At 51.3% G+C, this 22,193-nt stretch carries 20 protein-coding genes; 7 read left to right on the top strand and 13 right to left on the bottom strand.

All coding sequences use genetic code 11. From position 1 onward, the window contains the following. Positions 1 to 220: 220 nt before the first annotated feature. Positions 221 to 1,606 carry a UDP-N-acetylmuramate:L-alanyl-gamma-D-glutamyl-meso-diaminopimelate ligase gene (gene mpl / locus D5398_RS16120; RefSeq protein ID WP_120508539.1) on the bottom strand — a complete coding sequence of 462 codons (1,386 nt, stop codon included), beginning with the start codon at positions 1,604 to 1,606 and terminating at the stop codon, positions 221 to 223. A gap of 167 nt (positions 1,607 to 1,773) precedes the next feature. Here mpl and fbp point away from each other — a divergent pair, with 167 nt between their 5' ends. Next, positions 1,774 to 2,778, top strand: a complete 1,005-nt coding sequence (fbp, locus tag D5398_RS16125) for a class 1 fructose-bisphosphatase (RefSeq protein WP_120508540.1) — start codon at positions 1,774 to 1,776, stop codon at positions 2,776 to 2,778. A gap of 136 nt (positions 2,779 to 2,914) precedes the next feature. Here the strand turns inward: fbp and D5398_RS16130 are convergent, their stop codons facing one another. Continuing rightward, positions 2,915 to 4,486, bottom strand: a complete 1,572-nt coding sequence (locus D5398_RS16130) for a methyl-accepting chemotaxis protein (RefSeq protein ID WP_120508541.1) — start codon at positions 4,484 to 4,486, stop codon at positions 2,915 to 2,917. Between the two features lie 316 nt (positions 4,487 to 4,802). Here D5398_RS16130 and ppa point away from each other — a divergent pair, with 316 nt between their 5' ends. After that, positions 4,803 to 5,333, top strand: a complete 531-nt coding sequence (ppa, locus tag D5398_RS16135) for an inorganic diphosphatase (RefSeq protein WP_013573791.1) — start codon at positions 4,803 to 4,805, stop codon at positions 5,331 to 5,333. A gap of 117 nt (positions 5,334 to 5,450) precedes the next feature. Here the strand turns inward: ppa and D5398_RS16140 are convergent, their stop codons facing one another. Genes D5398_RS16140 through tamA form a run of 3 tightly spaced genes read right to left on the bottom strand, consistent with a single transcriptional unit; the run spans position 5,451 to position 11,348 of the window. After that, on the bottom strand, positions 5,451 to 5,804 hold the full coding sequence (locus tag D5398_RS16140) for a gamma-glutamylcyclotransferase family protein (protein ID WP_013573790.1): 354 nt from the start codon (positions 5,802 to 5,804) through the stop codon (positions 5,451 to 5,453). A gap of 31 nt (positions 5,805 to 5,835) precedes the next feature. After that, positions 5,836 to 9,651, bottom strand: coding sequence for an autotransporter assembly complex protein TamB (tamB, locus tag D5398_RS16145; RefSeq protein WP_120508542.1), 3,816 nt, complete (start codon positions 9,649 to 9,651; stop codon positions 5,836 to 5,838). Then, a complete protein-coding gene (gene tamA / locus D5398_RS16150; protein WP_415838541.1) occupies positions 9,648 to 11,348 on the bottom strand; it encodes an autotransporter assembly complex protein TamA in 1,701 nt (566 codons plus the stop codon). The genes tamB and tamA overlap by 4 nt, the downstream gene beginning before the upstream one ends. Positions 11,349 to 11,653: 305 nt before the next feature. On the opposite strand from tamA, the gene msrA reads away from it, so the two are divergent. Both msrA and paeA read left to right on the top strand, forming a co-directional pair. Beyond that, positions 11,654 to 12,289, top strand: a complete 636-nt coding sequence (msrA, locus tag D5398_RS16155; protein WP_120508570.1) for a peptide-methionine (S)-S-oxide reductase MsrA — start codon at positions 11,654 to 11,656, stop codon at positions 12,287 to 12,289. Positions 12,290 to 12,517: 228 nt separating this feature from the next. Further along, entirely contained in the window at positions 12,518 to 13,870 is a 1,353-nt protein-coding gene (paeA, locus tag D5398_RS16160; RefSeq protein ID WP_120508544.1) for a polyamine export protein PaeA, read from the top strand. 108 nt (positions 13,871 to 13,978) lie between these two features. On the opposite strand, the gene D5398_RS16165 is transcribed toward paeA, so the two are convergent. After that, positions 13,979 to 14,185, bottom strand: a complete 207-nt coding sequence (locus D5398_RS16165) for a DUF1107 domain-containing protein (protein ID WP_056782464.1) — start codon at positions 14,183 to 14,185, stop codon at positions 13,979 to 13,981. Between the two features lie 309 nt (positions 14,186 to 14,494). Here D5398_RS16165 and D5398_RS16170 point away from each other — a divergent pair, with 309 nt between their 5' ends. Next, the gene (locus D5398_RS16170; protein WP_120508545.1) at positions 14,495 to 15,052 is read left to right on the top strand and encodes a YtfJ family protein; all 558 of its coding nucleotides are present in this window, start codon (positions 14,495 to 14,497) and stop codon (positions 15,050 to 15,052) included. Between the two features lie 37 nt (positions 15,053 to 15,089). On the opposite strand, the gene cysQ is transcribed toward D5398_RS16170, so the two are convergent. Further along, positions 15,090 to 15,836 (bottom strand): 3'(2'),5'-bisphosphate nucleotidase CysQ, encoded by a 747-nt coding sequence (gene cysQ / locus D5398_RS16175; protein WP_120508546.1) that lies wholly within the window; start codon positions 15,834 to 15,836, stop codon positions 15,090 to 15,092. Between the two features lie 199 nt (positions 15,837 to 16,035). Between cysQ and D5398_RS16180 the strand changes: the two genes are divergently transcribed. Then, entirely contained in the window at positions 16,036 to 17,985 is a 1,950-nt protein-coding gene (locus tag D5398_RS16180) for a bifunctional 2',3'-cyclic-nucleotide 2'-phosphodiesterase/3'-nucleotidase (RefSeq protein ID WP_120508547.1), read from the top strand. A 64-nt stretch (positions 17,986 to 18,049) separates the two neighbouring features. Here the strand turns inward: D5398_RS16180 and bamJ are convergent, their stop codons facing one another. Next, positions 18,050 to 18,670 (bottom strand): BamJ family beta-barrel-assembly machinery protein, encoded by a 621-nt coding sequence (bamJ, locus tag D5398_RS16185; RefSeq protein WP_037034256.1) that lies wholly within the window; start codon positions 18,668 to 18,670, stop codon positions 18,050 to 18,052. Between the two features lie 255 nt (positions 18,671 to 18,925). Here bamJ and D5398_RS16190 point away from each other — a divergent pair, with 255 nt between their 5' ends. Beyond that, a complete protein-coding gene (locus D5398_RS16190; protein WP_120508548.1) occupies positions 18,926 to 19,636 on the top strand; it encodes a LysM-like peptidoglycan-binding domain-containing protein in 711 nt (236 codons plus the stop codon). A gap of 98 nt (positions 19,637 to 19,734) precedes the next feature. Here the strand turns inward: D5398_RS16190 and rplI are convergent, their stop codons facing one another. The 5 genes from rplI to yjfP all read right to left on the bottom strand — a co-directional run bounded on the left by rplI (position 19,735) and on the right by yjfP (position 22,073). After that, complete coding sequence (gene rplI / locus D5398_RS16195; RefSeq protein WP_013573778.1) at positions 19,735 to 20,187, bottom strand: 50S ribosomal protein L9; 453 nt, start codon at positions 20,185 to 20,187, stop codon at positions 19,735 to 19,737. Positions 20,188 to 20,225: 38 nt separating this feature from the next. Continuing rightward, entirely contained in the window at positions 20,226 to 20,453 is a 228-nt protein-coding gene (gene rpsR / locus D5398_RS16200) for a 30S ribosomal protein S18 (RefSeq protein ID WP_002210155.1), read from the bottom strand. A 4-nt stretch (positions 20,454 to 20,457) separates the two neighbouring features. Next, entirely contained in the window at positions 20,458 to 20,775 is a 318-nt protein-coding gene (priB, locus tag D5398_RS16205; RefSeq protein WP_095923688.1) for a primosomal replication protein N, read from the bottom strand. Positions 20,776 to 20,780: 5 nt separating this feature from the next. Continuing rightward, entirely contained in the window at positions 20,781 to 21,173 is a 393-nt protein-coding gene (gene rpsF, locus D5398_RS16210; protein WP_013573776.1) for a 30S ribosomal protein S6, read from the bottom strand. Between the two features lie 150 nt (positions 21,174 to 21,323). Next, positions 21,324 to 22,073, bottom strand: a complete 750-nt coding sequence (gene yjfP, locus D5398_RS16215; RefSeq protein WP_120508549.1) for an esterase — start codon at positions 22,071 to 22,073, stop codon at positions 21,324 to 21,326. Between the last annotated feature and the right edge of the window lie 120 nt (positions 22,074 to 22,193).

Below are 22,193 nucleotides of genomic sequence, written 5' to 3' on the forward strand. Positions count from 1 at the left end.
AATACAGCGAAAATACACTGCGCTGTTGAGGCTGGAAGGAGAGCTGACACTGCCACTGCCTCGCTCTCCGGCTAACGATACCCTCGTCGTCCTGTCCGACGACACCCTTTGGCCCTCAATTTTGAGGGCTTTTTTTTGCCTGAATCTTGTGTCTTTCACGTGGGCGACAGACAAAAAAAAGCACAGCCGGAGCTGTGCCTGTATCCATCAACCGACGGTTTTACAGCTGTTGCGCCGCCTGGGCTTTGGCTGCCAGTGCCGTCAGCAGCTTGCCGTGAATGCCACCAAAACCACCGTTGCTCATCACCAGAATATGGTCGCCCGGCTGAGAAGCCTTGATAACCATATCCACCAGTGAATCCACATCTGCGCTCCAGTGTGCGGGCTGAACGCAATGTTCAGCCACTTCAGCTACCTGCCACGGAATATGCTGCGGCTGTAACAGGAAGACCTCATCAGCACGACCCAGTGACGGCGCCAGTTCATTCTTACTCATCCCCATTTTCATGGTGTTTGAGCGAGGTTCGAGCACCGCAAGAATGCGCGCAGTCCCGCCAACCTTGCTGCGTAAAGCAGAAAGCGTGGCCAGAATGGCTGTCGGGTGGTGAGCGAAATCGTCGTATACGCTCACACCATTTTCGACACCGCGAAGCTCCAGGCGGCGACGGGCATTGATAAATTCACCCAACGCTTTGCAGGCATCTTCCGGTTTAACGCCAACATGACGGGCAGCCGCAATCGCCATCAGACCGTTATGCATGTTGTGTTCGCCAACCAGATTCCAGTTGACCTGACCGACCACTTCGCCGTGCAGATACACTTCGAAAGCGCTGGCGTCTGGCGTCAGTTTTTTCGCATCCCATGCACAATTTTCAGTTTCACCGGCAAACTCCTGTTCACTCCAGCAGCCCATCGCCAACACTTGTTTCAGCGGTGTGTCGTTTTCAGGCAGGATAATTTTGCCTTTGCCCGGCACCAGACGTACCAGATGGTGGAACTGCTTCTGAATGGCCCTAAGGTCGTCGAAGATATCAGCGTGATCGAACTCAAGATTATTAAGTACCAAAGTACGCGGACTGTAATGAACGAATTTGGATCGTTTATCAAAGAACGCACAGTCGTATTCGTCTGCTTCCAGCACCATAAACGGGCTGTTACCCAGACGCGCAGATACGTCGAAGTTCCCCGGCACGCCGCCAATAACGTAGCCCGGCTCATAGCCACAGGCTTCGAGGATCCACGTAACCATTCCCGCCGTCGTCGTTTTGCCGTGTGTACCCGCTACAGCAATAACCCAGCGCCCAGGAAGAACGTGATCATGCAGCCATTGTGGCCCTGAAACATAAGGGATCCCCTGTTCCAGCACGGCCTCGACGCACGGGTTACCACGCGTCATCGCGTTACCGATAATGACCAGGTCAGGTTGCGGGTCGAGCTGTGCAGGATCATAACCCTGGATCAGTTCGATCCCCTGATTTTCCAGAAGCGTACTCATCGGTGGATAAACGTTGTCGTCCGAACCGGTGACCTGATGCCCCTGAGCACGTGCCAGCATCGCCAGCCCGCCCATAAACGTGCCGCAAATCCCAAGAATATGAATGCGCATATATTTTCCATTGATGCCTTTAAGTCAGCCGCTATTCTACCGCTCAGATTCCTCCAGAAGAAATGGATTTGCCTATGATTCGTCCATATATTTGGGCTAAACTGCCTCCGCTCTTGTGAAATTTTTATTAACGTACCGTTATCTATCCTCGATTCAGGGAAAGTGTCATGAAAACGTTAGGCGAATTTATTGTTGAAAAGCAGCAGGATTTTCCACATGCAACAGGTGAACTGACAGCGTTGCTTTCAGCAATAAAACTCGGCGCCAAAATCATTCACCGCGACATCAACAAAGCGGGTCTGGTTGATATTCTGGGCACCAGTGGTGCAGAGAATGTGCAGGGTGAAGTGCAGATGAAACTCGATCTGTACGCAAATGAAAAACTAAAAGCAGCCATGAAGGCGCGCGGTGAAATTGCCGGTATCGCGTCAGAAGAAGAAGACGAAATTGTTATTTTCGAGGGCGAACGCGCTGAAAATGCAAAGTACGTGATTTTGATGGATCCGCTGGATGGTTCCTCCAATATCGACGTTAACGTCTCCGTCGGTACCATCTTCTCAATTTACCGTCGTACCACCCCGCTGGGTCAGTCTGTTACTGAAGCTGATTTCCTGCAACCGGGGAATCGTCAGGTAGCCGCAGGTTACGTGGTGTATGGTTCTTCTACCATGCTGGTGTACACCACTGGTGCGGGTGTTCATGCCTTTACTTACGATCCTTCTCTCGGTGTATTCTGCCTCTCTCACGAAAAAGTCTGTTTCCCTAAAAAAGGCAACATGTACTCTATCAACGAAGGTAACTACATCAAGTTCCCTCTTGGCGTTAAAAAATACATCAAGTATTGCCAGGAGCAGGATGAAGCCACGCAACGCCCTTACACTTCACGTTATATCGGCTCGCTGGTTGCAGACTTCCACCGTAACCTGCTGAAAGGCGGCATTTATATTTACCCAAGCACCGCCAGCCATCCGAACGGAAAACTGCGTTTGCTGTATGAATGCAACCCGATAGCTTTCCTTGCGGAGCAGGCGGGTGGCAAAGCCAGTGACGGGAAAAATCGTATTCTGGATATCGTTCCGCAGAAACTGCATGAACGTGCGCCGTTTTTTGTTGGTAACACCTCGATGGTGGAGGATGCAGAACGCTTTATCGCTCAATTCCCGGATGAATAATCATACTTGCCTCAAAAAAATCATCTGAGAATGAACGTGATACCTGTGTAACCTTGCATTCCTCCCGATACAAAAACTAAACGTAAAAAGGTGGCTTCTCAGCCACCTTTTCTTTATTCAGCCCGACAATCAGAAATCAGAACTGACCGGCACGGTTGAGTTTAAAGACCGCCATGCTTTCAGCCAGCAACTGCGCCTGCTCTTCCAGAGAACGCGTCGCCGCCGTCGCCTGTTCTACCAGCGCCGCATTTTGCTGTGCCACCTGATCCATCTGGGTAATCGCCACGTTCACCTGTTCTATTCCGTGGGTCTGCTCGGTGGTGGCGATAGAAATCTCGCGCATCAGGCTGGTCACGCGTGTCACTTCGCTGGAGATTTCCAGCATCGTATCAGCGGCTGATTTCACCATATCCGACCCTTCAGAAACGCGGCTCTCAGAATCAACAATCAACTCTTTGATTTCTTTGGCAGATTGCGCACTGCGTTGCGCCAGACTGCGCACTTCGCCGGCTACCACCGCAAAACCTCGCCCCTGCTCGCCCGCTCTCGCTGCTTCGACGGCGGCATTCAGCGCCAGAATATTGGTCTGGAATGCAATGCCGTCGATAACGGTAATAATGTCGCCGATGCGTTTTGAGCTGTCGGTAATCCCCTGCATTTTATCCATAACCCGATGGACGACTTCGCTGCCCTTACCGGCAATAACCGATACGCTTTGTGCCAGCTGGTTTGCCTGTTCGGAATTCGCAGCATTCATACGCACGGTCGATGTCAGCTGTTCCATGCTCGCGGCGGTTTCCTCGAGCGACGCGGCGGATTCTTCCGTACGCTGCGCCAGATGTACGTTACCGGCAGCCAGTTCACGGGAACCCACATCAATCTGATTTCCGGCATCGCGCACGCGCCCTACCGATTCAACCAGCGAATCCTGCATTTGTTTCATCGCTTTCAGCAGACGTCCCATCTCATTATTGCGGGAATCATCGATGTCATGAGTCAGATCGCCTTTGGCGATGTATTCCAGCTGAGCGATAGAGAAATTTAGCGGATGCATAATGATTTTCTGCAAGGCAAACCAGGCCAGTACCGCGATTATCAGCGCGATGATGAACGCCGCCACAATCACTGTCAGCTGGATACGTGCGTTGGCGCGCGCCTGTTCGATGCGCTTGCTGGTGTTATCAACCGCATAAGCGCGAAAATCTGCCAGCGCTTTGTCATAAGCATTGCTGTAAGGGGTGATTTTGTTTTCCAGCACATCGTAATAACCGTCCGCACTTTGCGCCTGAAGCGCAGCCAGAAGCGGTACTAAACCGTTAGCTTTATAGGCGTCGTAGGTTTTCTTCACGGCGTCGGATAAATCTCTGCCCTGCTGAGTTTCATCTTGAATACTGACAAATTTCGCCAGATCGGTATCAGCCTGTTTGATATAACCGGCAATGCGGTCGGCAGTCGTTTTAGCATCATCCATCATGCCAATTTCCAGCTGACGTACAGCCACACCGCTGGCGACACGGGTACGCAGCGAGAAACTGTAGCTGTCGGCCAGTGAACCGAGTTCATCGCCCTGAAGCTGATTAATCTTTTGCAGGGAAGTGGCACTTTGCCTGATAGCGTTGGTACCCAGCACGCTAACCAGCAATAAAATCAACGTCATAAATACCAGCAAACCGATCAGACCGGCTTTTACGCTCAACTTATTCAACATACGATGTTATCCAGCTATTCAGGTGAAAAGAGATACTTCCGGTGAGGTAGGGATCAGGTGATTCCTGACTTTTTGTTTGAATATTGTTATCGGCAACGGACTAAATATCTTGATAAGAAATGTAAAAACAGGCAGTTACGCGGTAAAGCACCGGAAGAGTGAATTTTACTGCCACCGGAGAAGATTTTGCTGCCTCTTCGCAGCAGGTCGTGCCGGAAAATACGCTAAGAGGTTCTGACGAAAAGGGCGGGAATTCGCGGGAGAGTTGGCTATAATGTGCGGCACTCTATTCCTGGTTCAACGAAGGAAACCAACCATGAGCTTACTGAATGTCCCGGCGGGCAAAGAACTGCCAGAAGATATCTATGTCGTTATCGAAATCCCTGCAAATGCAGATCCTATCAAGTACGAAGTGGATAAAGATACCGGCGCGCTGTTTGTAGACCGTTTCATGTCTACAGCGATGTTCTATCCGTGCAACTACGGTTACATCAACCACACTCTGTCTCTGGATGGCGACCCGGTTGACGTTCTGGTTCCGACTCCATACCCGCTGCAACCAGGTTCTGTGATCCGCTGCCGCCCTGTCGGTATGCTGAAAATGACCGACGAAGCCGGTGAAGATGCGAAACTGGTTGCTGTTCCGCACACCAAACTGAGCAAAGAATACGATCACATCAAAGATGTGAACGACCTGCCAGAACTGCTGCGCGGCCAGATCACCCACTTCTTCGAGCAATACAAAGCGCTGGAAAAAGGCAAATGGGTAAAAGTTGACGGTTGGGCTGACGCTGCTGCAGCAAAAGCTGAAATCGTGACTTCTTTCGAACGTGCTAAAAACAAATAAGCCTTCAGCTGTTTGAATTACTGCCGTTTGAATAAAAAAAACACCGCCAGATGGCGGTGTTTTTTTATGTATTAAGCGTTGTCAGACAACGATTATTTTTAGACGACCTTGCTCAGATTACTCACTGACGGCTTCATTACGCTTCACCCAGTCTCCACCTTCTATTCTCGGCACACCGTCCAGTGAGCGAATATAGAGGTAAATCCAGGCGCTTCCATAAGGTGTCGAAATCAGCTCACGGCGGTAATCCTTGGTGTTACTTTTCAGCTCATCCAACTCAGCCATGATTGACGAGTTAATGCGGTAAACTTCGCAATAGACTTTGCCTTCCCCTGGAATAACAGCAGGATAGTGGCCCAGATTATACAGGGCATACCCTTCCAGCTCATGGTCACCCAACCATTGAGCATTCGTCATCCAATGACTGTTGCCTTGCTTGCGTCGCAGACTACCGTAAACAATTATTCGCATGTTTATATTCGTATAGTAAAAGTCACATGAATTAAAACTCAAATTGATAGAGCAAATCCAATGCCTGATCGATGCCTGATACTGCCTGCAGGTAAAGCTTCGGCATCAACCGGTAGCGCAGAGTCAGAGTCGCCAGCGAGTCAAATATCCCGACACCATATTTCACCTGTAATCCCGGTAAAACATAACCACTGACCACGACCTGAGAACTGTCTCCCACGCCCTGAGTATCCAGCGCCAGATTGCTGACCCCGAATGCCTCGCCGATTTTACCCACAAGTTTACCACTTTGCGCAACCCCTAACCCGATAAGAGCGGAAGTCATAGCGCCACTGTCGCCACCAGAATTGTCTAATCCCTGCCCGCGAAGCAGGTAGGACAAGGCTTCCTGCTGCGACATTGCAGGATCTGAGAATATTTCAAGTTTAGGCGCATCAGCCTCACCGGTCACTCTCAAACCTGCTATCACGTCATTTTCTGTCGCTTCCGGGTTACGGATGGCTTCCAGATTCAGCAACGGCTGGTCGGCCGGACCGGAGAACAGTAACTGGCCTTTACGCACTATCAGATCCTGACCGTAAGCATGGAAACGCCCGGATGGAATATTAATCTGTCCGTTCAGTCCCAATCCGCGGCTGTCCTGCGCCACTTTCAGTGCACCTTCCAGGCGGGCTTTCAGGCCAAAGGCATCGAGGCGGACATCTTTGCCGATATTCACCATCAGATTGCTGTTGATCGGAATTGACGTTGAAGCCGGCGCAATCGGCTGACGCTGATCGTTAAGCATCACTTCATCCGAAGAGACTCCGACCGCGCTTTCCGGCAATTCCTGTACCGTAATACGCGCCCAGGGAATATCAACGGTTCCGTTAAGCGAGAACAGCTGCGGTGTGGCATCAAACACTAAATCCGGTGAAACGTCCAGACGCACCATCGGCGGCACGGAAACCCGCACTTTATTGCCACGGGCCGCGATACGCGCGCGCCAGGCATTAATTTCGCTCCAGTCGGCGTTACCATTCAGTTCCAGCTGGCCCTGTGCAGTTTTAATCACCCCTTCCATGACGGATGACATGCCATTGAAATTAATGCCGATATTAGCGTCGGTGATATCAAACGGCATAAATTGCGCATCGAAATCGACACCGGTCAGCGCCAGTTTACCGAACACCAGTGGTTTCTGCGCGTTACCACCGAGACGCAGATTGGCGTTGAGAATACCTGAAGCTTTCTCGCCATCCATCAGCGCAGGTTGCAGCAAGGCCATAGAAATACGGGCAATATTCACGTTGCCGCTGAGATTACGTTTGCCCTGCGGATCGGCAATCTGGATGCTGCCATCAAGTTGACCGTTATTGGTTATCCTGATTAACCAGTCGAGATTTGCACGGCCATTGTCCAGCCGGGCATTCAGGTTCAGCGTATCGAAAGCGACCGGCAGCGGACTGCCCTGCACCAGTTGCTGAACTTTCACACCTTTGCCCACCAGCGAAACGCTGGCCTGTGGCAGGCCGCCCGCAGCTTTCCAGCTCACATCAGCTTTACCACTGAACGTCCCGCTCAGCTGCGTATCATCAGTCAGGAAAGGTTTGATCATCGCCAGGTCAAACCGGTTGAGCACTACGCTCGCCTGCCCGCTGGCACCGGCATCAATGGTTTTCGGCACACACAAATCTGCGTTCGGATTTTGCCAGCAGTGCGGACCAACAGTGATACGTTGCTCTTTATTGAAGTAATCCAGCGCAATGGAACGGTTGAGACGCCACTGCCCGACCGGCGTATCGAACAAGGTGTTGGTGATACTGCCTTTCCACTCTTCGGTCGCGCGGTCAAAACTCCCGCTCAGCGCCAGACGGCCGGACACCGGCTTTCCGTCCACTTTCAGCGTCAGCTCATGATGTTTCTCGTTACCTTTGGCATCGAGATTGATATCGGTGATATCCAGCGCATCCTGCTTAAGCTGCTGAACCCGCACGGCAAGATTGCCCTGGATCTGATCAGTCGAACTGACATCGCCTTTGATATTCACACGACGCACAGTCAGTGCCTGCCATTTCAGACCGGTTGCGGTCAGATCCGCCAGCAGCTTCGGTGCCTTGAGCTCGCCGCGCAGTTGTAGCATCCCTTTCACTACGCCGCCCAATCCCGGCAATGCGCCATCCAGATGCGGTGCATCCACTTTGGCGTCGAGATTCCAGGTATCGCCAAGTGTGCCTTTCACATCCAGATTATTACGGCCAAGTTCAAGGTGCAGTTGCGGAATATCCCACTGACCATAGCTGTTTCCGCGCACGTTACCCTGCGCCCTGACAGCGTTTTGCTTCACGTTGCCGGTCAGATCCAGCACTGGCACCTGCATTTGCCACGTGCCGCCGTACAGGCTGCCGCGGGTGGTGATCTTGCCCTGCAATTTTGCCGGCCAGTCGGGATACTGTTTTGCAGTATTAATACCGGTCAGTTTCAGTTCGCTGTTCCAGCTGATGGCTTTACTCCAGTCCACCACGCCGGTCAGATCGGTATTTCCTTCGAGTGCAGCCAGACGCAGCAGCGTCAGTTTAAACTGCTCCACGTTACCTTTACCGTCGAGGGTCAATGTAGCCGGTGGGATCTGATCGCCTTTGAAATCTGAGCGCATCGACAGCGCGTAATCCGTCGCTTTGCCGCTCAAATTAAGTTTGAAACCTTTTACCTGATATTGCGGCGTACCGGTCAGCGGCCATTGCAGCGCGTCACTGGTGAGTTTCAAATCAAGAGGCAGACCAGCTTCTGCCAGCTGAGTCTGAAGCGCCAGTTGCGCACGAACCGGACCGGAAAGATTAAGGCCGACATCCAGCTTGTCGCGCAATCCGCCACCGACTTTCAGTTTGATCTTCTCGCCCTTCAGCGGATCGATATTCACTGCGGTGTTAATCGTCAGATCTACCGGCCAGTTTTGATTGAGCGTCGCTTGCCCTGCGCCATCTACCGAACCCTGAGCAGAGCGAACCATTAATTTATCCAGCTTAACCTGCTGATTCTGCGTGCTGGCCTTCAGTTCAAAACGGGTGATCAGCACATCAGTGTCACCGGTCAGACGCAGGTTTTCACCGAGGATTTGCTGAATATCCAGATCAACCGGCAAACGGAAATCGGGTAATTCAGGCAGCAGCGGTTTGGCAAACAGCTCCTGCAATGTTTCGCCCAGCGGTTTTTCCGGCACCACGACTGGCGGTTCAGCAGGCTTGCCCGTCGCTTTCTCTACAGCTTTATCCTGCGCAGCCTGCACTACTTCCGGCAGCGGATTAACCGGCGTTTTCGGTAACGCGATTAGCAATCCGCCGATATGCGTTGGCATCAGCTGAATAGCGCGGCCTTCCCAGTGTGCGCCCGTGCGGAATGACGCCAGCGAAATAGCGCGATCATCGAGAGTAATATTGATGTTATCCAGCGTCAGCAAACGCAGTGTGATCGGATACGGCGTGCTGAGATTAGTCAGCGGCTCGCTGGTTTCAGGTTCCGGTTGAACCGCAGCAGGCGTCATCTCTTTGGTGTTCACCACCACGTTGACGTCTTTTACCCGCAGCGCATTGACGCACAGCGCGCTATTTTTCAGGCAGGAGAAATCGAGGGAAAGATGAAACTCTCCGGCTTTCACATCCACGCCAGGCATCTCGTAATGCACGCCTTTGAGCGTCAGGTCGCGCCATCCACCTTCCGTACTGGCGATATTCAGCCCCGGCACGAAGCGGTTTGCGCCGTTAATCATCAGATGCAGACCGGTTTGCGTTCCTACCAGGAAAGCTACCAGGCTGATTAACAGCACCAGGAAGATCAGGAAACCCAGACAGATTTTCTTAAATAAACTCATAATTCCGGACCCAAGCCGATGTAAAACTGCATTCCATGCTCATCTTTGTCGCCTACAGGTGCGGCAACATCTAATTTCACCGGGCCGATAGGTGAAGCCCAGCGCACACCCACACCCGCGCCGGTTTTAAAGTCACTCTTTGTAATGTCATTAACCGCTTCACCGGAATCGACAAACACTGCGCCCCACCATTTCCCAGTCACGTTGTACTGATATTCCACAGAGCCGGTGCCAAGATAGGACGCACCGGTCAGCTTGCCTTCGTCATCACGCGGAGAAATAGATTTGTATTTGTAGCCGCGAATACTGCGGTCGCCACCGGCGAAGAAACGCAGGGACGGCGGTACGCGTTCAAAATCATTGGTTTCAATCCAGCCGAGATTGCCGCGAAACACAAAACGGTGTTTATCCGCCAGCGTGCGGATCCAAACGTTTTGTGCCTGAACCACGGCGAAATCGACGTCAGAACCCCAGGTGGTATTGGACACATCAAGAGAATAGCGCTGAGAATCGCCCCAGGTCGGCATCAGGCCACCGCGCTGACGCGTACGGTTGAGGCTCACACCCGGATAAATCAGCATAGTGGTGTTGGTCACGCTACCCTGCGTAAAGTGGTCGAGGCTCCAGCGCAGATTCACAGCATGCTGCCAGCCGCTTGAGAGATCCCAGTACCGCGAAGCCGTCAGAAGCGTCGAGTCAGATTTGGTGTCGTTGAGATCTTCACGTTTGAAGCCCCCCTGCAGCAGATAATATTGCTCAAGAGGCGATTTCAGCAGCGGGATTTTATAGGTGAAGTCCAGCGACTGCTCTGGCGCGGAAAGCGTGGTAGACGTTTCAAAACTTTGCCCACGGTCATTTATCCACGGCTTTTTCCAATTGGCAGTGACACGCGGCCCAACGTCGGTCGAATACCCCACTCCGGTTTCAATCGTGTTTTCAGTACGCGGCGACACCACGGCATTCAGAGGCAGCGTTTTTGTGGCTTTGGCATCAGTAAAATCTGGAGACACGACAACAGAGTTAAACCAGCCGGTCGCAGACAGGCGGCGGTTAAGCTCGGCCAGTTGCGCCGTGGTGTAATAATCACCCTTATGGAATGGCACCAGATTTTGCAGATACTCGTCGCGGATCTGTGATCCCTGATAATGGACATCGCCGAAACGGTAACGCTCGCCGCTATCGAACTGGATATCCCAGAACGCTTTATGTTCATCTTCAATGACGCCCAGCTGGCTCTTGCGCATGTTGGCATCGAAATAGCCTTTACGCAGTGCAATCCCGGTCAGCGAGCTTTTGAAATTGTCGTAAGTCCCGTGGTTTAAAATCGTCCCGACAGCAGGCACATCACGCTTTTTCAGCTGTTCGAATTCATTATCTTTATCTGCCTGCCCTTCAATCACCACGCTGGTGCCGGCGATTTTCACCGGTGTTCCTGGGGTGACTTTAGCAATAAGAACCGGACGTCCCGGTGGGGGTGTCTCGCGATAATCAAAATCGATAGTCGGGGAATAATACCCCAGCGGCCTTAAACCCTGTTGGATCGCAGCACTGACACGCGCACGAAACCGGCCATTAGCACCGACTTCGTCGCTTTGAATAGAAGATAATCGAACGCGGACGTTCTTTTCCAAATCGCCATCCAGGCCTTCCAGCTGCAAACGCACCTTCGCTGCCATGGAAAGTGAGGGGGCCAGCATTACCAATAACAAACCCAGTTCACGATATCGTGGCACACGCACTCCTGCTAATTTTACTGTCCTGTTAAAATATCAGATGCCCGCCGGAGAATATCTGCTCGTCTTGGCAGATTCATCCTTATACATTTAGAAGTAAGCAGTTTAGTGCTAATCCCATGAAAATGTTCAACGACTAAGCAACGTTCCCCGTATTGTGTGCAAAGACGCAATCAGATACAACTAACACTAACCTGTGGTCATGGTTATTCTTAAGACCCCTTTGTTACAAACCTTGTTTATTTAAGCAACAACTGGAGTTTTCCGTGGTGCAACTTACCGATAAAACGCAGTCTGTAAATCAGGCAGATGCGTTACCTGGCCGTACAACCCCTATGCCGGTGGCGACCATTCATGCAGTGAATGAGCATTCAATGACGAATGTTCCTGACAACATGGAAGTCGCGATTTTTGCGATGGGCTGCTTCTGGGGCGTAGAGCGTTTGTTCTGGCAGCAGGAAGGGGTTTATAGCACAGCAGCCGGTTACAGCGGCGGTTTCACCCCCAATCCAACCTACCGTGAAGTCTGTACCGGCCAGACCGCGCATGCAGAAGTGGTGCGCGTGGTGTTTGATCCGGCGGTAATCAGCTATGCGAAGCTGTTGCAGATTTTTTGGGAAAACCACGACCCGGCCCAGGGCATGCGTCAGGGCGGAGATATCGGCACACAATATCGCTCAGGGTTATACGTGCTGAGCGCAGAACAGCAAGATCTGGCGCTGGCAAGTCTGGCAAGTTTCCAGCAGGCGATGGACGAAGCGAACGATAAGCGCACCATCACCACTGAAATCACTGAAGCCCTGCCGTTCTATTATGCCGAAGACGAACATCAGCAATACCTGTTTAAAAACCCGGAAGGTTACTGCGGATTAGGTGGAATTGGCGTTTGTCTGCCGCCCCAATAATGCGGCATTTTTAAGCGCTGGCGGCAGTCTCAGTGCTGCTGCTATACTATGCGGGTCACAAATGTGGCCCTTTAAAACTATTTCTGGCGATTATCTTTGTTTTTCATCCTTACGCTTTTTTCTTCTGAACAGCTTTTTAGTCGTTCTAATAAAATGATGTTCATTTAAGCAACAAAAATAATGAGTGCCTTTCCCTGCCGGTTCAGCCCGGTGTTAAACGGATAGATTATGTTAAACAGTATTTTACTGATTCTTTTACTTATCGCGATCAGTGCCTTTTTCTCGCTGTCTGAGATATCGCTGGCCGCTTCCCGCAAAATAAAGCTTAAACAGTTGGCAGACGAAGGAAACGTCAATGCCTCCCGAGTAATGAAATTACAGGAAACGCCTGGCCTGTTCTTTACCGTGGTGCAGATTGGCCTGAATGCCGTCGCCATCCTCGGGGGTATCGTGGGTGATGCCGCATTCTCTCCTGCGTTTCAGACATTCTTTATTCGCTTCATGTCGCCAGAACTGGCGGATCAAGTCAGCTTTATCTGTTCCTTCGTCCTGGTCACCAGCCTGTTCATCCTGTTTGCTGACCTCACACCGAAGCGCATCGGTATGATTTCACCTGAGTCGGTTGCCGTCCGTATAGTCAACCCGATGCGTTTCTGCCTGATGATTTGCCGCCCGATGGTGTGGTTCTTCAACGGAATGGCGAACATGATTTTCCGCCTGTTCAAACTGCCGATGGTACGTAATGACGACATTACGTCCGACGATATTTACGCCGTGTTTGAAGCCGGCGCGCTGGCGGGTGTACTGCGTAAGCAGGAACATGAACTGATTGAAAACGTCTTTGAACTCGAATCGCGTACCGTACCCTCTTCCATGACTTCGCGTGAAAGTGTGATTTATTTTGATCTGCGGGAAAGCGAAGAAAGCATTAAAGAGAAAATCGCCACTCATCCGCATTCGAAATTCCTGGTCTGCGACGGTCATATTGATCAGGTCGTGGGATATGTCGATTCCAAAGACTTACTGAACCGCGTGCTGGGCAATCAGAGCTTAATGCTGAGCAGCGGTGTGCAAATCCGCAATGCGCTGATCGTACCCGATACGCTGACGCTTTCTGAAGCGCTGGAAAGCTTCAAAGCCGCGGGCGAAGACTTTGCGGTTATCCTCAACGAATATGCGCTGGTGGTCGGTATTATCACGCTCAATGACGTGATGACGACGCTGATGGGCGATCTGGTCGGTCAGGGCATGGAAGAACAGATTGTGGCCCGTGATGAGCATTCATGGCTGATTGAAGGCGGTACGCCAATCGAAGATGTGATGCGCGTGTTGCACATCGAAGAATTCCCGCAGTCCGGCAACTATGAAACCATCGGCGGCTTCATGATGTTTATGTTGCGTAAAATCCCGAAACGTACGGACTTCGTGAAATTCTCAGGATACAAATTTGAAGTGGTGGATATCGACAGCTACAAGATTGATCAGCTACTGGTCACGCGTATTATCGATCAGCCTGCTACCCCGCTGCTGCCTAAGACGCCGCAGGAAATTAAAGATGAGCAGAAGGCTCAGGCTCAGTAAACTGTTCCTCAGTAAACACTTCTCAGATTCTGAAAACACTAACGGCCCCATCGGGGGCCGTTTTTTTTTGCGCATGCTGCAAAATTGGCAGCGACAACACGCGGGGCTTTAACCCATTTCTGTCTGTAAATGCGTAACCTGACGGTTAACTTCAGACATCACGCTAAAGTGGCGCTTATCACGTACCTTAGGCAACAAGATCTTGCCTTGGTCGAATTCGAATGCGCCGACGTCCTTGATATATAAACGTCCACGAAACAGTGTCTTAACGTACTTTGCGACTTTCATCGGATTGTAACGCTGGAAGATTCTCATTTTTCTATTGTTCTCCGTTAAATCACTGCATGTAACGGCCACGTCGCAAGGCGACAGATACCGGTACAGAAAAGTGTATTGCAGTGAAGAGACCTATAACATAGCAGGGCAGTCAGGTATTGCCAGTGGATTTAACTGCTTTTACATTGCTTTTCAGTATTGTCTTAAGTCCTGACGTTCTGATGCAGTATAACCCTGCTTTATGTGGCAATTTTGTAACCAGCAACACAAATTTAACATTACAACAGGACAGACCACTTCAGCGATCCTATGATTGGCTGAACCGTTCTTTTGTGCCCCGGAGAATCTATGCTTTTAAGAAGTCTTTTTGTGATCACTTTTGTGACATTTTCGTTTTTTGCTTCCGCCCATAATTTTAATCTGGGTCAGCGCCTGACTCCGGTCGGTGTAGACGACAAAGGCGAACTGAATGACGTCAATGACAGCTTCAGTTACAGCAAATGGAATGCTGCAAAACTGCCGGGAAAAGTCCGCATCGTCCAGCATATGGCGGGCAGAAGCAGTGCCAAAGCCCTGAACGAACCGCTGATCACCGCTATCCGGGCCGCGAATCTGCCGCATGACCGCTATCAGACCACCACTATCGTCAATACTGACGACGCCATTATCGGCACCGGTATGTTTGTGCGTAAAAGCATTGAAAGCGGCAAACGTGAATTCCCGTGGTCGCAGGTGATTGTCGACAGCGACGGCGTGGTGAAAAAAGCATGGGAACTGCAACCGGAAAGTTCAGCGGTGGTGGTTCTGGATAAAAACGGGGTAATCAAATTCGCCAAAGACGGTCAGTTATCGCCGCAGGAAATTCAGCAGGTAATTACGCTGGTGGATCAGCTGGTCAAAGAATAGAGCGTCAAAAACCCGGTCGCAAAACCGGGGTTTTGCATCAGAACAGAGAGACCCGGAAGCCCGGATTCAGGAAGGATTCGCGTGGCGTGTAGGTCAGGGTCTGACCTTGCCAGTCATGCACTTGCGCACCCGCCGCCAGCGCAACCGCATGGCCCGCACCGGTATCCCAAATGTTGGTTGGCCCGAAGCGCGGATACAACTGCGCAGCACCTTCCGCAACCAGACAAAATTTCAGCGACGAACCAATCGCCACCGTCTGATGCTCGCCCAGCTGTGCCAGATAATCCTGCAATTCAGGGTCGTTGCTGAAATGCGAACGGCTGACAACCACCAGCGGCGGATGCGCCTCTTTCACTTCAATCTGCTGACGCGCGCCCTGCTCTTCCTTCCAGGCTTTACCTTCCGCTGCGCTGTACATCACTTTGGTTACCGGCACATACACCACGCCGAGCACCGGAATACCGTCTTCTATCAGAGCGATATTCACCGTGAATTCGCCGTTACGCTTGAGGAATTCTTTGGTGCCATCAAGCGGATCGACCAGCCAGTAGCGCGTCCAGTTCTGACGTTCGCTCCAGCTTTGTGGATCTTCTTCTGACAGCATTGGTGTTTGCGGATCCAGATTTTTCAGGCCCGCTTTAATCACGTTATGTGCTGCGATATCGGCGGCAGTCACCGGCGAATCATCCTGTTTATGACGCGCATCCAGCGGCTGCTCGCCGTCGTACACCGCCATGATCGCATCACCCGCTTCGCGCGCTAACTGACAAATTTTCTCTAACATCTTTTACCTCAATGCTTTGATTCTCATTTCTCAAGCCTAGTTTTTTTTGCCCGGAATAGCCATCCCGTAATGCTAAAGCCGCATAAAACCGTTACATCTCACATTTATTTATGACAACTGGTTACATTCTCAGCGAATTTTGAGATACATATCCGGTTTTTCTTTTCCGGGCATCATCCCTTTCTCTGGAGGCAAGGCAATGAATAAGCGTCATCTGACGTTATCCCTGCTGGCGACACTGACGGCCGCATCCGTTCAGGCGTCACAGGTGGATCTGCGCATCATGGAAACCACGGATCTTCACAGCAACATGATGGACTTCGATTACTACAAAGATAAACCGACCGATAAGTTTGGACTGGTGCGTACCGCCAGCCTGATCCACGCGGCGCGTAACGAAGTCACCAACTCCGTATTAGTCGATAACGGCGACATCATTCAGGGCAGCCCGCTGGGCGATTATATGGCGGCTAAAGGCCTGAAACAGGGCGATGTTCATCCGGTGTATCTGGCGATGAACACGCTTAATTACGCGGTGGGTAACCTGGGCAACCACGAATTTAACTACGGTCTGGATTATCTGAAAAAAGCACTGGCCGGGGCGAAATTCCCTTATGTGAATGCCAACGTCATTGACGATAAAACCGGAAAACCGCTGTTCACTCCGTTCCTTATCACCGACAACTCCGTGAAAGACCGCGACGGCAAAACCCATAATCTGCGCATCGGGTATATCGGTTTTGTGCCGCCGCAAATCATGGTCTGGGACAAAGCCAACTTGCAGGGCAAAGTCACCGTCGCTGATATTACTGAAACCGCTAAAAAGTGGATCCCGGAAATGCGCAAACAAGGCGCCGACATTATTGTCGCCATTCCGCACTCAGGTCTGTCCGGTGACCCGTACAAAACCATGGCAGAGAACTCGGTCTATTACCTGAGTCAGGTAAAAGGCATCGACGCGATTATGTTCGGCCATGCGCATGCTGTTTTCCCGAGTGAGGAATTTGCCAACATCAAAGGGGCGGACATCAAACAAGGCACGCTCAATGGCGTTCCTGCTGTGATGCCGGGCATGTGGGGCGACCATCTGGGCGTCGTCGATATGGTGCTCAGTAACGATGGCGGCCACTGGAAAGTTGAAACGGCCAAAGCCGAAGCGCGCCCGATTTACGACAAAGAGCATAAAAAATCGCTGGCGGCAGAAGATCAGGATTTAGTCAAAGTTCTGGCACCGTCACATGATGCCACGCGCGAGTTTGTCAGCAAGCCGATCGGCAAATCTAACGACAACATGTACAGCTATCTGGCACTGGTTCAGGACGACCCGACGGTACAAATCGTCAATAACGCGCAAAAGGCCTATACCGAGCATTTCATTCAGGGCGATCCGGATTTAGCCGATTTGCCGGTACTATCTGCGGCAGCGCCGTTCAAAGTCGGTGGGCGTAAAAACGATCCGGCCAGCTTTGTGGAAGTGGAAAAAGGTGATCTGACCTTCCGTAATGCGGCAGACTTGTATCTGTATCCGAACACGCTGGTGGTCATGAAAGTCACCGGGCAGGAAGTGAAAGACTGGCTGGAATGCTCCGCCGGGCAGTTTAATCAGATTGATGTGAACAGCACTAAACCGCAGTCGCTGATTAACTGGGACGGTTTCCGTACTTATAACTTTGACGTGATCGACGGCGTGAATTATCAGATTGATGTCAGTCAGCCAGCGAAATTCGACGGCGAATGTACGCTGATCAATAAAGATGCCGAACGCATCAAAAATCTGACCTACAACGGTAACCCGATTGATCTGAAAGCGACGTTCCTGGTCGTCACGAATAACTACCGTGCATACGGGGGTAAATTCGCAGGCACCGGCGATAAGCATATTGCTTTCGCATCACCGGATGAAAACCGTTCAGTCGTGGCGGCGTATATCAGCGCTGAAACCAAAAAAGCCGGTGCGGTTACCCCGACCGCGGATAACAACTGGAAGCTGGCCCCAATCAAAGCTTCGCAGCCTCTCGATATTCGTTTCGAAACGTCGCCTGGCGATAAAGCCGCAACCTTTATCAAAACCCACGCTCAGTATCCGATGACGGCCAAAGGCCCGGACGCTGTCGGTTTCGAAATTTATCAGGTCGATTTGCAAAAATAAACAGAGATTCAGACGTAAAAAAGGGCGCATACGCGCCCTTTTCATTTCTGTATTCTAAAGAGAATTACAGAATTTCCAGCAGCTCAACTTCGAAGATAAGCGCGCTGTATGGAGGGATGGAAGCACCCGCACCACGTTCGCCATAAGCCAGGTTATGAGGGATGTAAAGCTCCCACTTAGAACCGACTGGCATCAGAGTCAGTGCTTCGATCCAACCTGCGATCACACCGTTAACAGGGAATTCAGCTGGCTCGCCACGCTGTACGGAGCTGTCGAACACGGTACCGTCGATCAGTTTACCGGTGTAGTGAACGCGTACACGATCCTGACGCCCCGGGATGGTGCCTTCGCCCTGAGTGATAACAGAGAATTGCAGACCAGACTCGGTGCTGCTCACGCCTTCGCGCTGTGCATTTGCAGCCAGGAATTCCTGACCCTGAACAGCCAGTGCTTCCTGACGTTCACGACGGACAGCGTCAGCACGTTCGTGGACTTCACGCAGTGCGCGGTGAACCACATCAACAGGAACGGCTGGCGTATTCCCTTCCAGCGCGTCGCGTAAGCCTGCCAGCAGTGCGTCAGGCTCTAAGCCCTGCAAACCTGATTCTTGCAACTGTTGACCGACCTGCAGGCCGATACCGTAACTTGCCTGCGCTTCTACGCTGTCAAATGAAGGGGTAGTCATGAAATTTCCTTAGCTCTTAAAAATGTCGAAGGCGCAGCATAGCAGTGCAACGCTTTTGGGTAAAATCCTCTGTGAGGCAACATGACAGCAGGCGCAGTTCCTTCCCCTTTTCGGGAAATTTTTCGTATTTGACGCCATTTAACCTGTCGTTTGGGTGATATTTGTGCTTTGTCCCTTTCCGCATCAAGCAGTTAAACAGCTATACTAGGCAGCAACAGCCAGTAGAAATTGCGTCAGTTAACAAGAGAGGTCGTCATGGGCAGAATCCCGCCCAGGAGAAGGAAAGCCATCCGTATTTACCAACCCATGTTGAGATCCTGGATTGCCATTATGAAAAGGCCATTGCGAGACACGACAGCACAGAGCGAAAGTGAAAGCGAAATTCAGGAAAGCGTCGCCGCTGAAACTGAAAAGCCAGCGGCAAGCCGGGGCAAAACGCTGTTCACTAAAGTCTGGCATCTGAGTGACGATTTTAACTGGATGTCGCCACTGCCTTATGCGCATCGTCGCGGCATTATTCTTGCGGTGCTGGTGATCCTTCTGGCACTGCTGTGGCCTTATACGCCTGAAAATACCTATGCCCCTTCGCAGCCGCAACAGCCTGCCAGCATTCCGATGCAAGCGGATTTGCGTAATGATCAGGGTCGTACCACGCAGATGGCGCAGCCGGATCCGGTTCAGCCGCAAAGTAATGACAACAGCGGCGCATGGCGCAGCTATCAGGTGCAATCTGGTCAGACACTGGCGCAGTTGTTTCGCGATAACAATCTGGCGGTCAATGATGTGTTTTCGATGGCAAGGGTTGAAGGCGCGGACAAGCCGCTGAGTACGCTAAAAACCGGTCAGGAAGTGAAGATTCAACGTGACGCACAGGGTGTGGTCACTGCTTTGCAGGTGACGACAGAGCAAAACGTCACGGTGACATTTACGCGTCAGCCAGACGGCAGTTTCCAGCGCAGTAACTGATCACTGTTGCAAACAACGCCTTATCTCTGCGTTTCCCAAACGCAGAAAAGCAAAACGCCGGCACATGGCCGGCGTTTCACAGGTTAACTTCAGCGCTATTACGCTTCAGCAACCACAACTACGTTCAGTTTAGCGAATACGTCGCTGTGTACCTGGAACTCAACTTCGTGTTCACCAGTGGTACGCAGAACGCCATTCGGCAAACGAACTTCGCTTTTAGCAACTTCAACGCCAGCAGCAGTTACTGCATCAGCGATATCGCGAGTACCGATAGAGCCGAACAGTTTGCCTTCGTCGCCTGATTTAGACGCGATGGTTACTGAACCGAGTTCGTTGATTTTAGTTGCGCGAGCTTCAGCAGCGTTCAGAACGTCAGCCAGTTTGGCTTCCAGTTCTGCACGACGTGCTTCGAAGAACTCAACGTTTTTCTTGGTAGCAGGAACAGCTTTGCCCTGTGGTACCAGGAAGTTACGAGCGTAGCCCGCTTTAACGTTAACTTGATCACCCAGGCTGCCCAGGTTTGCTACTTTATCAAGCAGAATAACTTGCATTACTTTATCCTCTCAAAGTCGTTAATAGACAGTGCCGATTACTGATGACGATCAGTGTATGGCAACAATGAAAGGTAGCGAGCGCGCTTGATGCAACGAGCGAGCTGACGCTGGTATTTTGCACGAGTACCGGTAATACGGCTCGGGACAATTTTACCGCTTTCGGTAATGTAGTTTTTCAGTGTAGCGATGTCTTTGTAATCAATCTCTACAACGCCTTCCGCGGTGAAACGGCAGAACTTGCGACGACGGAAATAACGTGCCATTAGGCTAGTCTCCAGTATCTATCAAATCAATCTGCTCGGCATGTAACACCACTTTATTCAGTCCATTGCGCCCTTGATGGCAGCTAATGAATCCGGTAACAGTGAGTTGCGTGCCGACCGTTAAACTGTGAGTTAATGCTTGTGACGCTTGTCCACTGACAACCACGGGCATTCTGCACCATGCTTGTCGGTTAAATCCGGCTTCCTGCTGCGAGGATTTGTGCTCTAGCACAAACTGGCAGTGTGGAATGCCCGAAGGACTGACTTTACGAATGGGGGTCTTGCACACTGTGCCGGACAACACCAGACGATTCGCCGTCACGGCAATTACTCTTCAGAATCCCCAGCTTCAGCATCATCGTTAGCTTCAGCAAAGTCTTCGCGGCGATCACGACGCTCGTCTTTTGCTTTAACCATTGGAGATGCTTCAGTTACCGCGTGTTTAGTACGCATAACCATGCTACGGATAACGGCGTCGTTGAAGCGGAAGTTAGTTTCCAGCTCATCGATCGCTTCCTGCGGAGCTTCAACGTTCAGAAGAACGTAGTGAGCTTTGTGCAGTTTGTTGATCGGGTAAGCCAGTTGACGGCGGCCCCAGTCTTCCAGACGGTGAATCTGACCAGCAGCGTTAGTGATTACTGCACTGTAACGCTCGATCATGCCCGGAACCTGTTCGCTTTGGTCAGGGTGAACCATAAAAACGATTTCGTAATGACGCATCGAATTGCTCCTTACGGATTATTCAGCCTCCTGTCAGGGTCAACCGCGGCCCATGGAAGCAAGGAACGTGTTTGTGTGCGGTCGAAAAAATGACGCGCAATTATATGTACAGCCTGTGGGAAACTCAAGGAGAAAGGCAGATTAATTTCTCTACAGCTTTGCAGCGAAGAATGCGGTGGCTTCTTTCAGCGCATGAACCGAAACTTTATGCTTCGCACCGGGCTCTGCTATGAACGTCAGATGGGTATCTGCGCCGCTGTCTGCCAGTTCCTCACGCAACCGCTGGCTTTCAGCAAAAGGCACCACATCATCTTCTTCGCCATGCCAGACAAACAAGGGAATATCGGCGATTAACGCCGTTTTTCCGCCAATATCCAGACTCAGTAGAGGCGCGACTTCGCGTTCAAATACGTCACGCTGCACGATACCGCCCGCGTTGAAAGCCGGGAATAGATGATTCGATAAACGGGCGAAATAGCCCGACCCCATCAGGTTCGCCGCCGCTTTCACCCACGGAAATTTCACCAGCGCCGCCATGGTGGTCATTCCCCCCATCGACACTCCGCCGACGCCTAAACGCAACGGATCCGCCAGACCGCGCCCGACAAACACGTCTTTCAGTACAGCCAGCTCATCAATGTTGTTTTGTAAAATGCCCCAGAAATTCGCCACAGTTCTGGCATCGTCTTTTTCTGCGCGGGCACCATGCATTAATGCATCAGGTAGGATCACGCGAAAGCCCACCTGGGCCAGCGTATAGCCGAAATAGGAATAAATTTCTTTGGACGACAGAAAACCATGATAGAAAAAAATCGTCGGCAGCTGTTGCTGGTACTGTCCGGCGGGTACGGCGTGGATCACCTGGATGCCTTCAACGTTTTCTTCATACATCTCTACCATCGTGTATTCCCCTGCACGTTTAGAAAAATTATGGCCTCACTGTATTCTGACATTCTACGGGTCTGGGAACCGGCGACCACTCCCTTTTTCGTATAAATTATAACCCGTTATACTCAGTTC

Source organism: Rahnella bruchi, assembly GCF_003614975.1.
In the GTDB taxonomy this organism is placed as follows: Bacteria; Pseudomonadota; Gammaproteobacteria; order Enterobacterales; family Enterobacteriaceae; genus Rahnella; species Rahnella bruchi.

Coding starts and splice junctions, on each gene's coding strand:
- D5398_RS16165 (WP_056782464.1), bottom strand. CDS start 14,185: ATGAGAATCTTCCAGCGTTACAATCCGATGAAAGTCGCAAAGTACGTT.
- D5398_RS16190 (WP_120508548.1), top strand. CDS start 18,926: ATGGGCAGAATCCCGCCCAGGAGAAGGAAAGCCATCCGTATTTACCAA.
- rplI (WP_013573778.1), bottom strand. CDS start 20,187: ATGCAAGTTATTCTGCTTGATAAAGTAGCAAACCTGGGCAGCCTGGGT.
- tamB (WP_120508542.1), bottom strand. CDS start 9,651: ATGAGTTTATTTAAGAAAATCTGTCTGGGTTTCCTGATCTTCCTGGTG.
- yjfP (WP_120508549.1), bottom strand. CDS start 22,073: ATGGTAGAGATGTATGAAGAAAACGTTGAAGGCATCCAGGTGATCCAC.
- bamJ (WP_037034256.1), bottom strand. CDS start 18,670: ATGACTACCCCTTCATTTGACAGCGTAGAAGCGCAGGCAAGTTACGGT.
- cysQ (WP_120508546.1), bottom strand. CDS start 15,836: ATGTTAGAGAAAATTTGTCAGTTAGCGCGCGAAGCGGGTGATGCGATC.
- ppa (WP_013573791.1), top strand. CDS start 4,803: ATGAGCTTACTGAATGTCCCGGCGGGCAAAGAACTGCCAGAAGATATC.
- D5398_RS16130 (WP_120508541.1), bottom strand. CDS start 4,486: ATGTTGAATAAGTTGAGCGTAAAAGCCGGTCTGATCGGTTTGCTGGTA.
- D5398_RS16180 (WP_120508547.1), top strand. CDS start 16,036: ATGAATAAGCGTCATCTGACGTTATCCCTGCTGGCGACACTGACGGCC.
- rpsR (WP_002210155.1), bottom strand. CDS start 20,453: ATGGCACGTTATTTCCGTCGTCGCAAGTTCTGCCGTTTCACCGCGGAA.
- paeA (WP_120508544.1), top strand. CDS start 12,518: ATGTTAAACAGTATTTTACTGATTCTTTTACTTATCGCGATCAGTGCC.
- D5398_RS16170 (WP_120508545.1), top strand. CDS start 14,495: ATGCTTTTAAGAAGTCTTTTTGTGATCACTTTTGTGACATTTTCGTTT.
- tamA (WP_415838541.1), bottom strand. CDS start 11,348: ATGCTGGCCCCCTCACTTTCCATGGCAGCGAAGGTGCGTTTGCAGCTG.
- rpsF (WP_013573776.1), bottom strand. CDS start 21,173: ATGCGTCATTACGAAATCGTTTTTATGGTTCACCCTGACCAAAGCGAA.
- mpl (WP_120508539.1), bottom strand. CDS start 1,606: ATGCGCATTCATATTCTTGGGATTTGCGGCACGTTTATGGGCGGGCTG.
- fbp (WP_120508540.1), top strand. CDS start 1,774: ATGAAAACGTTAGGCGAATTTATTGTTGAAAAGCAGCAGGATTTTCCA.
- D5398_RS16140 (WP_013573790.1), bottom strand. CDS start 5,804: ATGCGAATAATTGTTTACGGTAGTCTGCGACGCAAGCAAGGCAACAGT.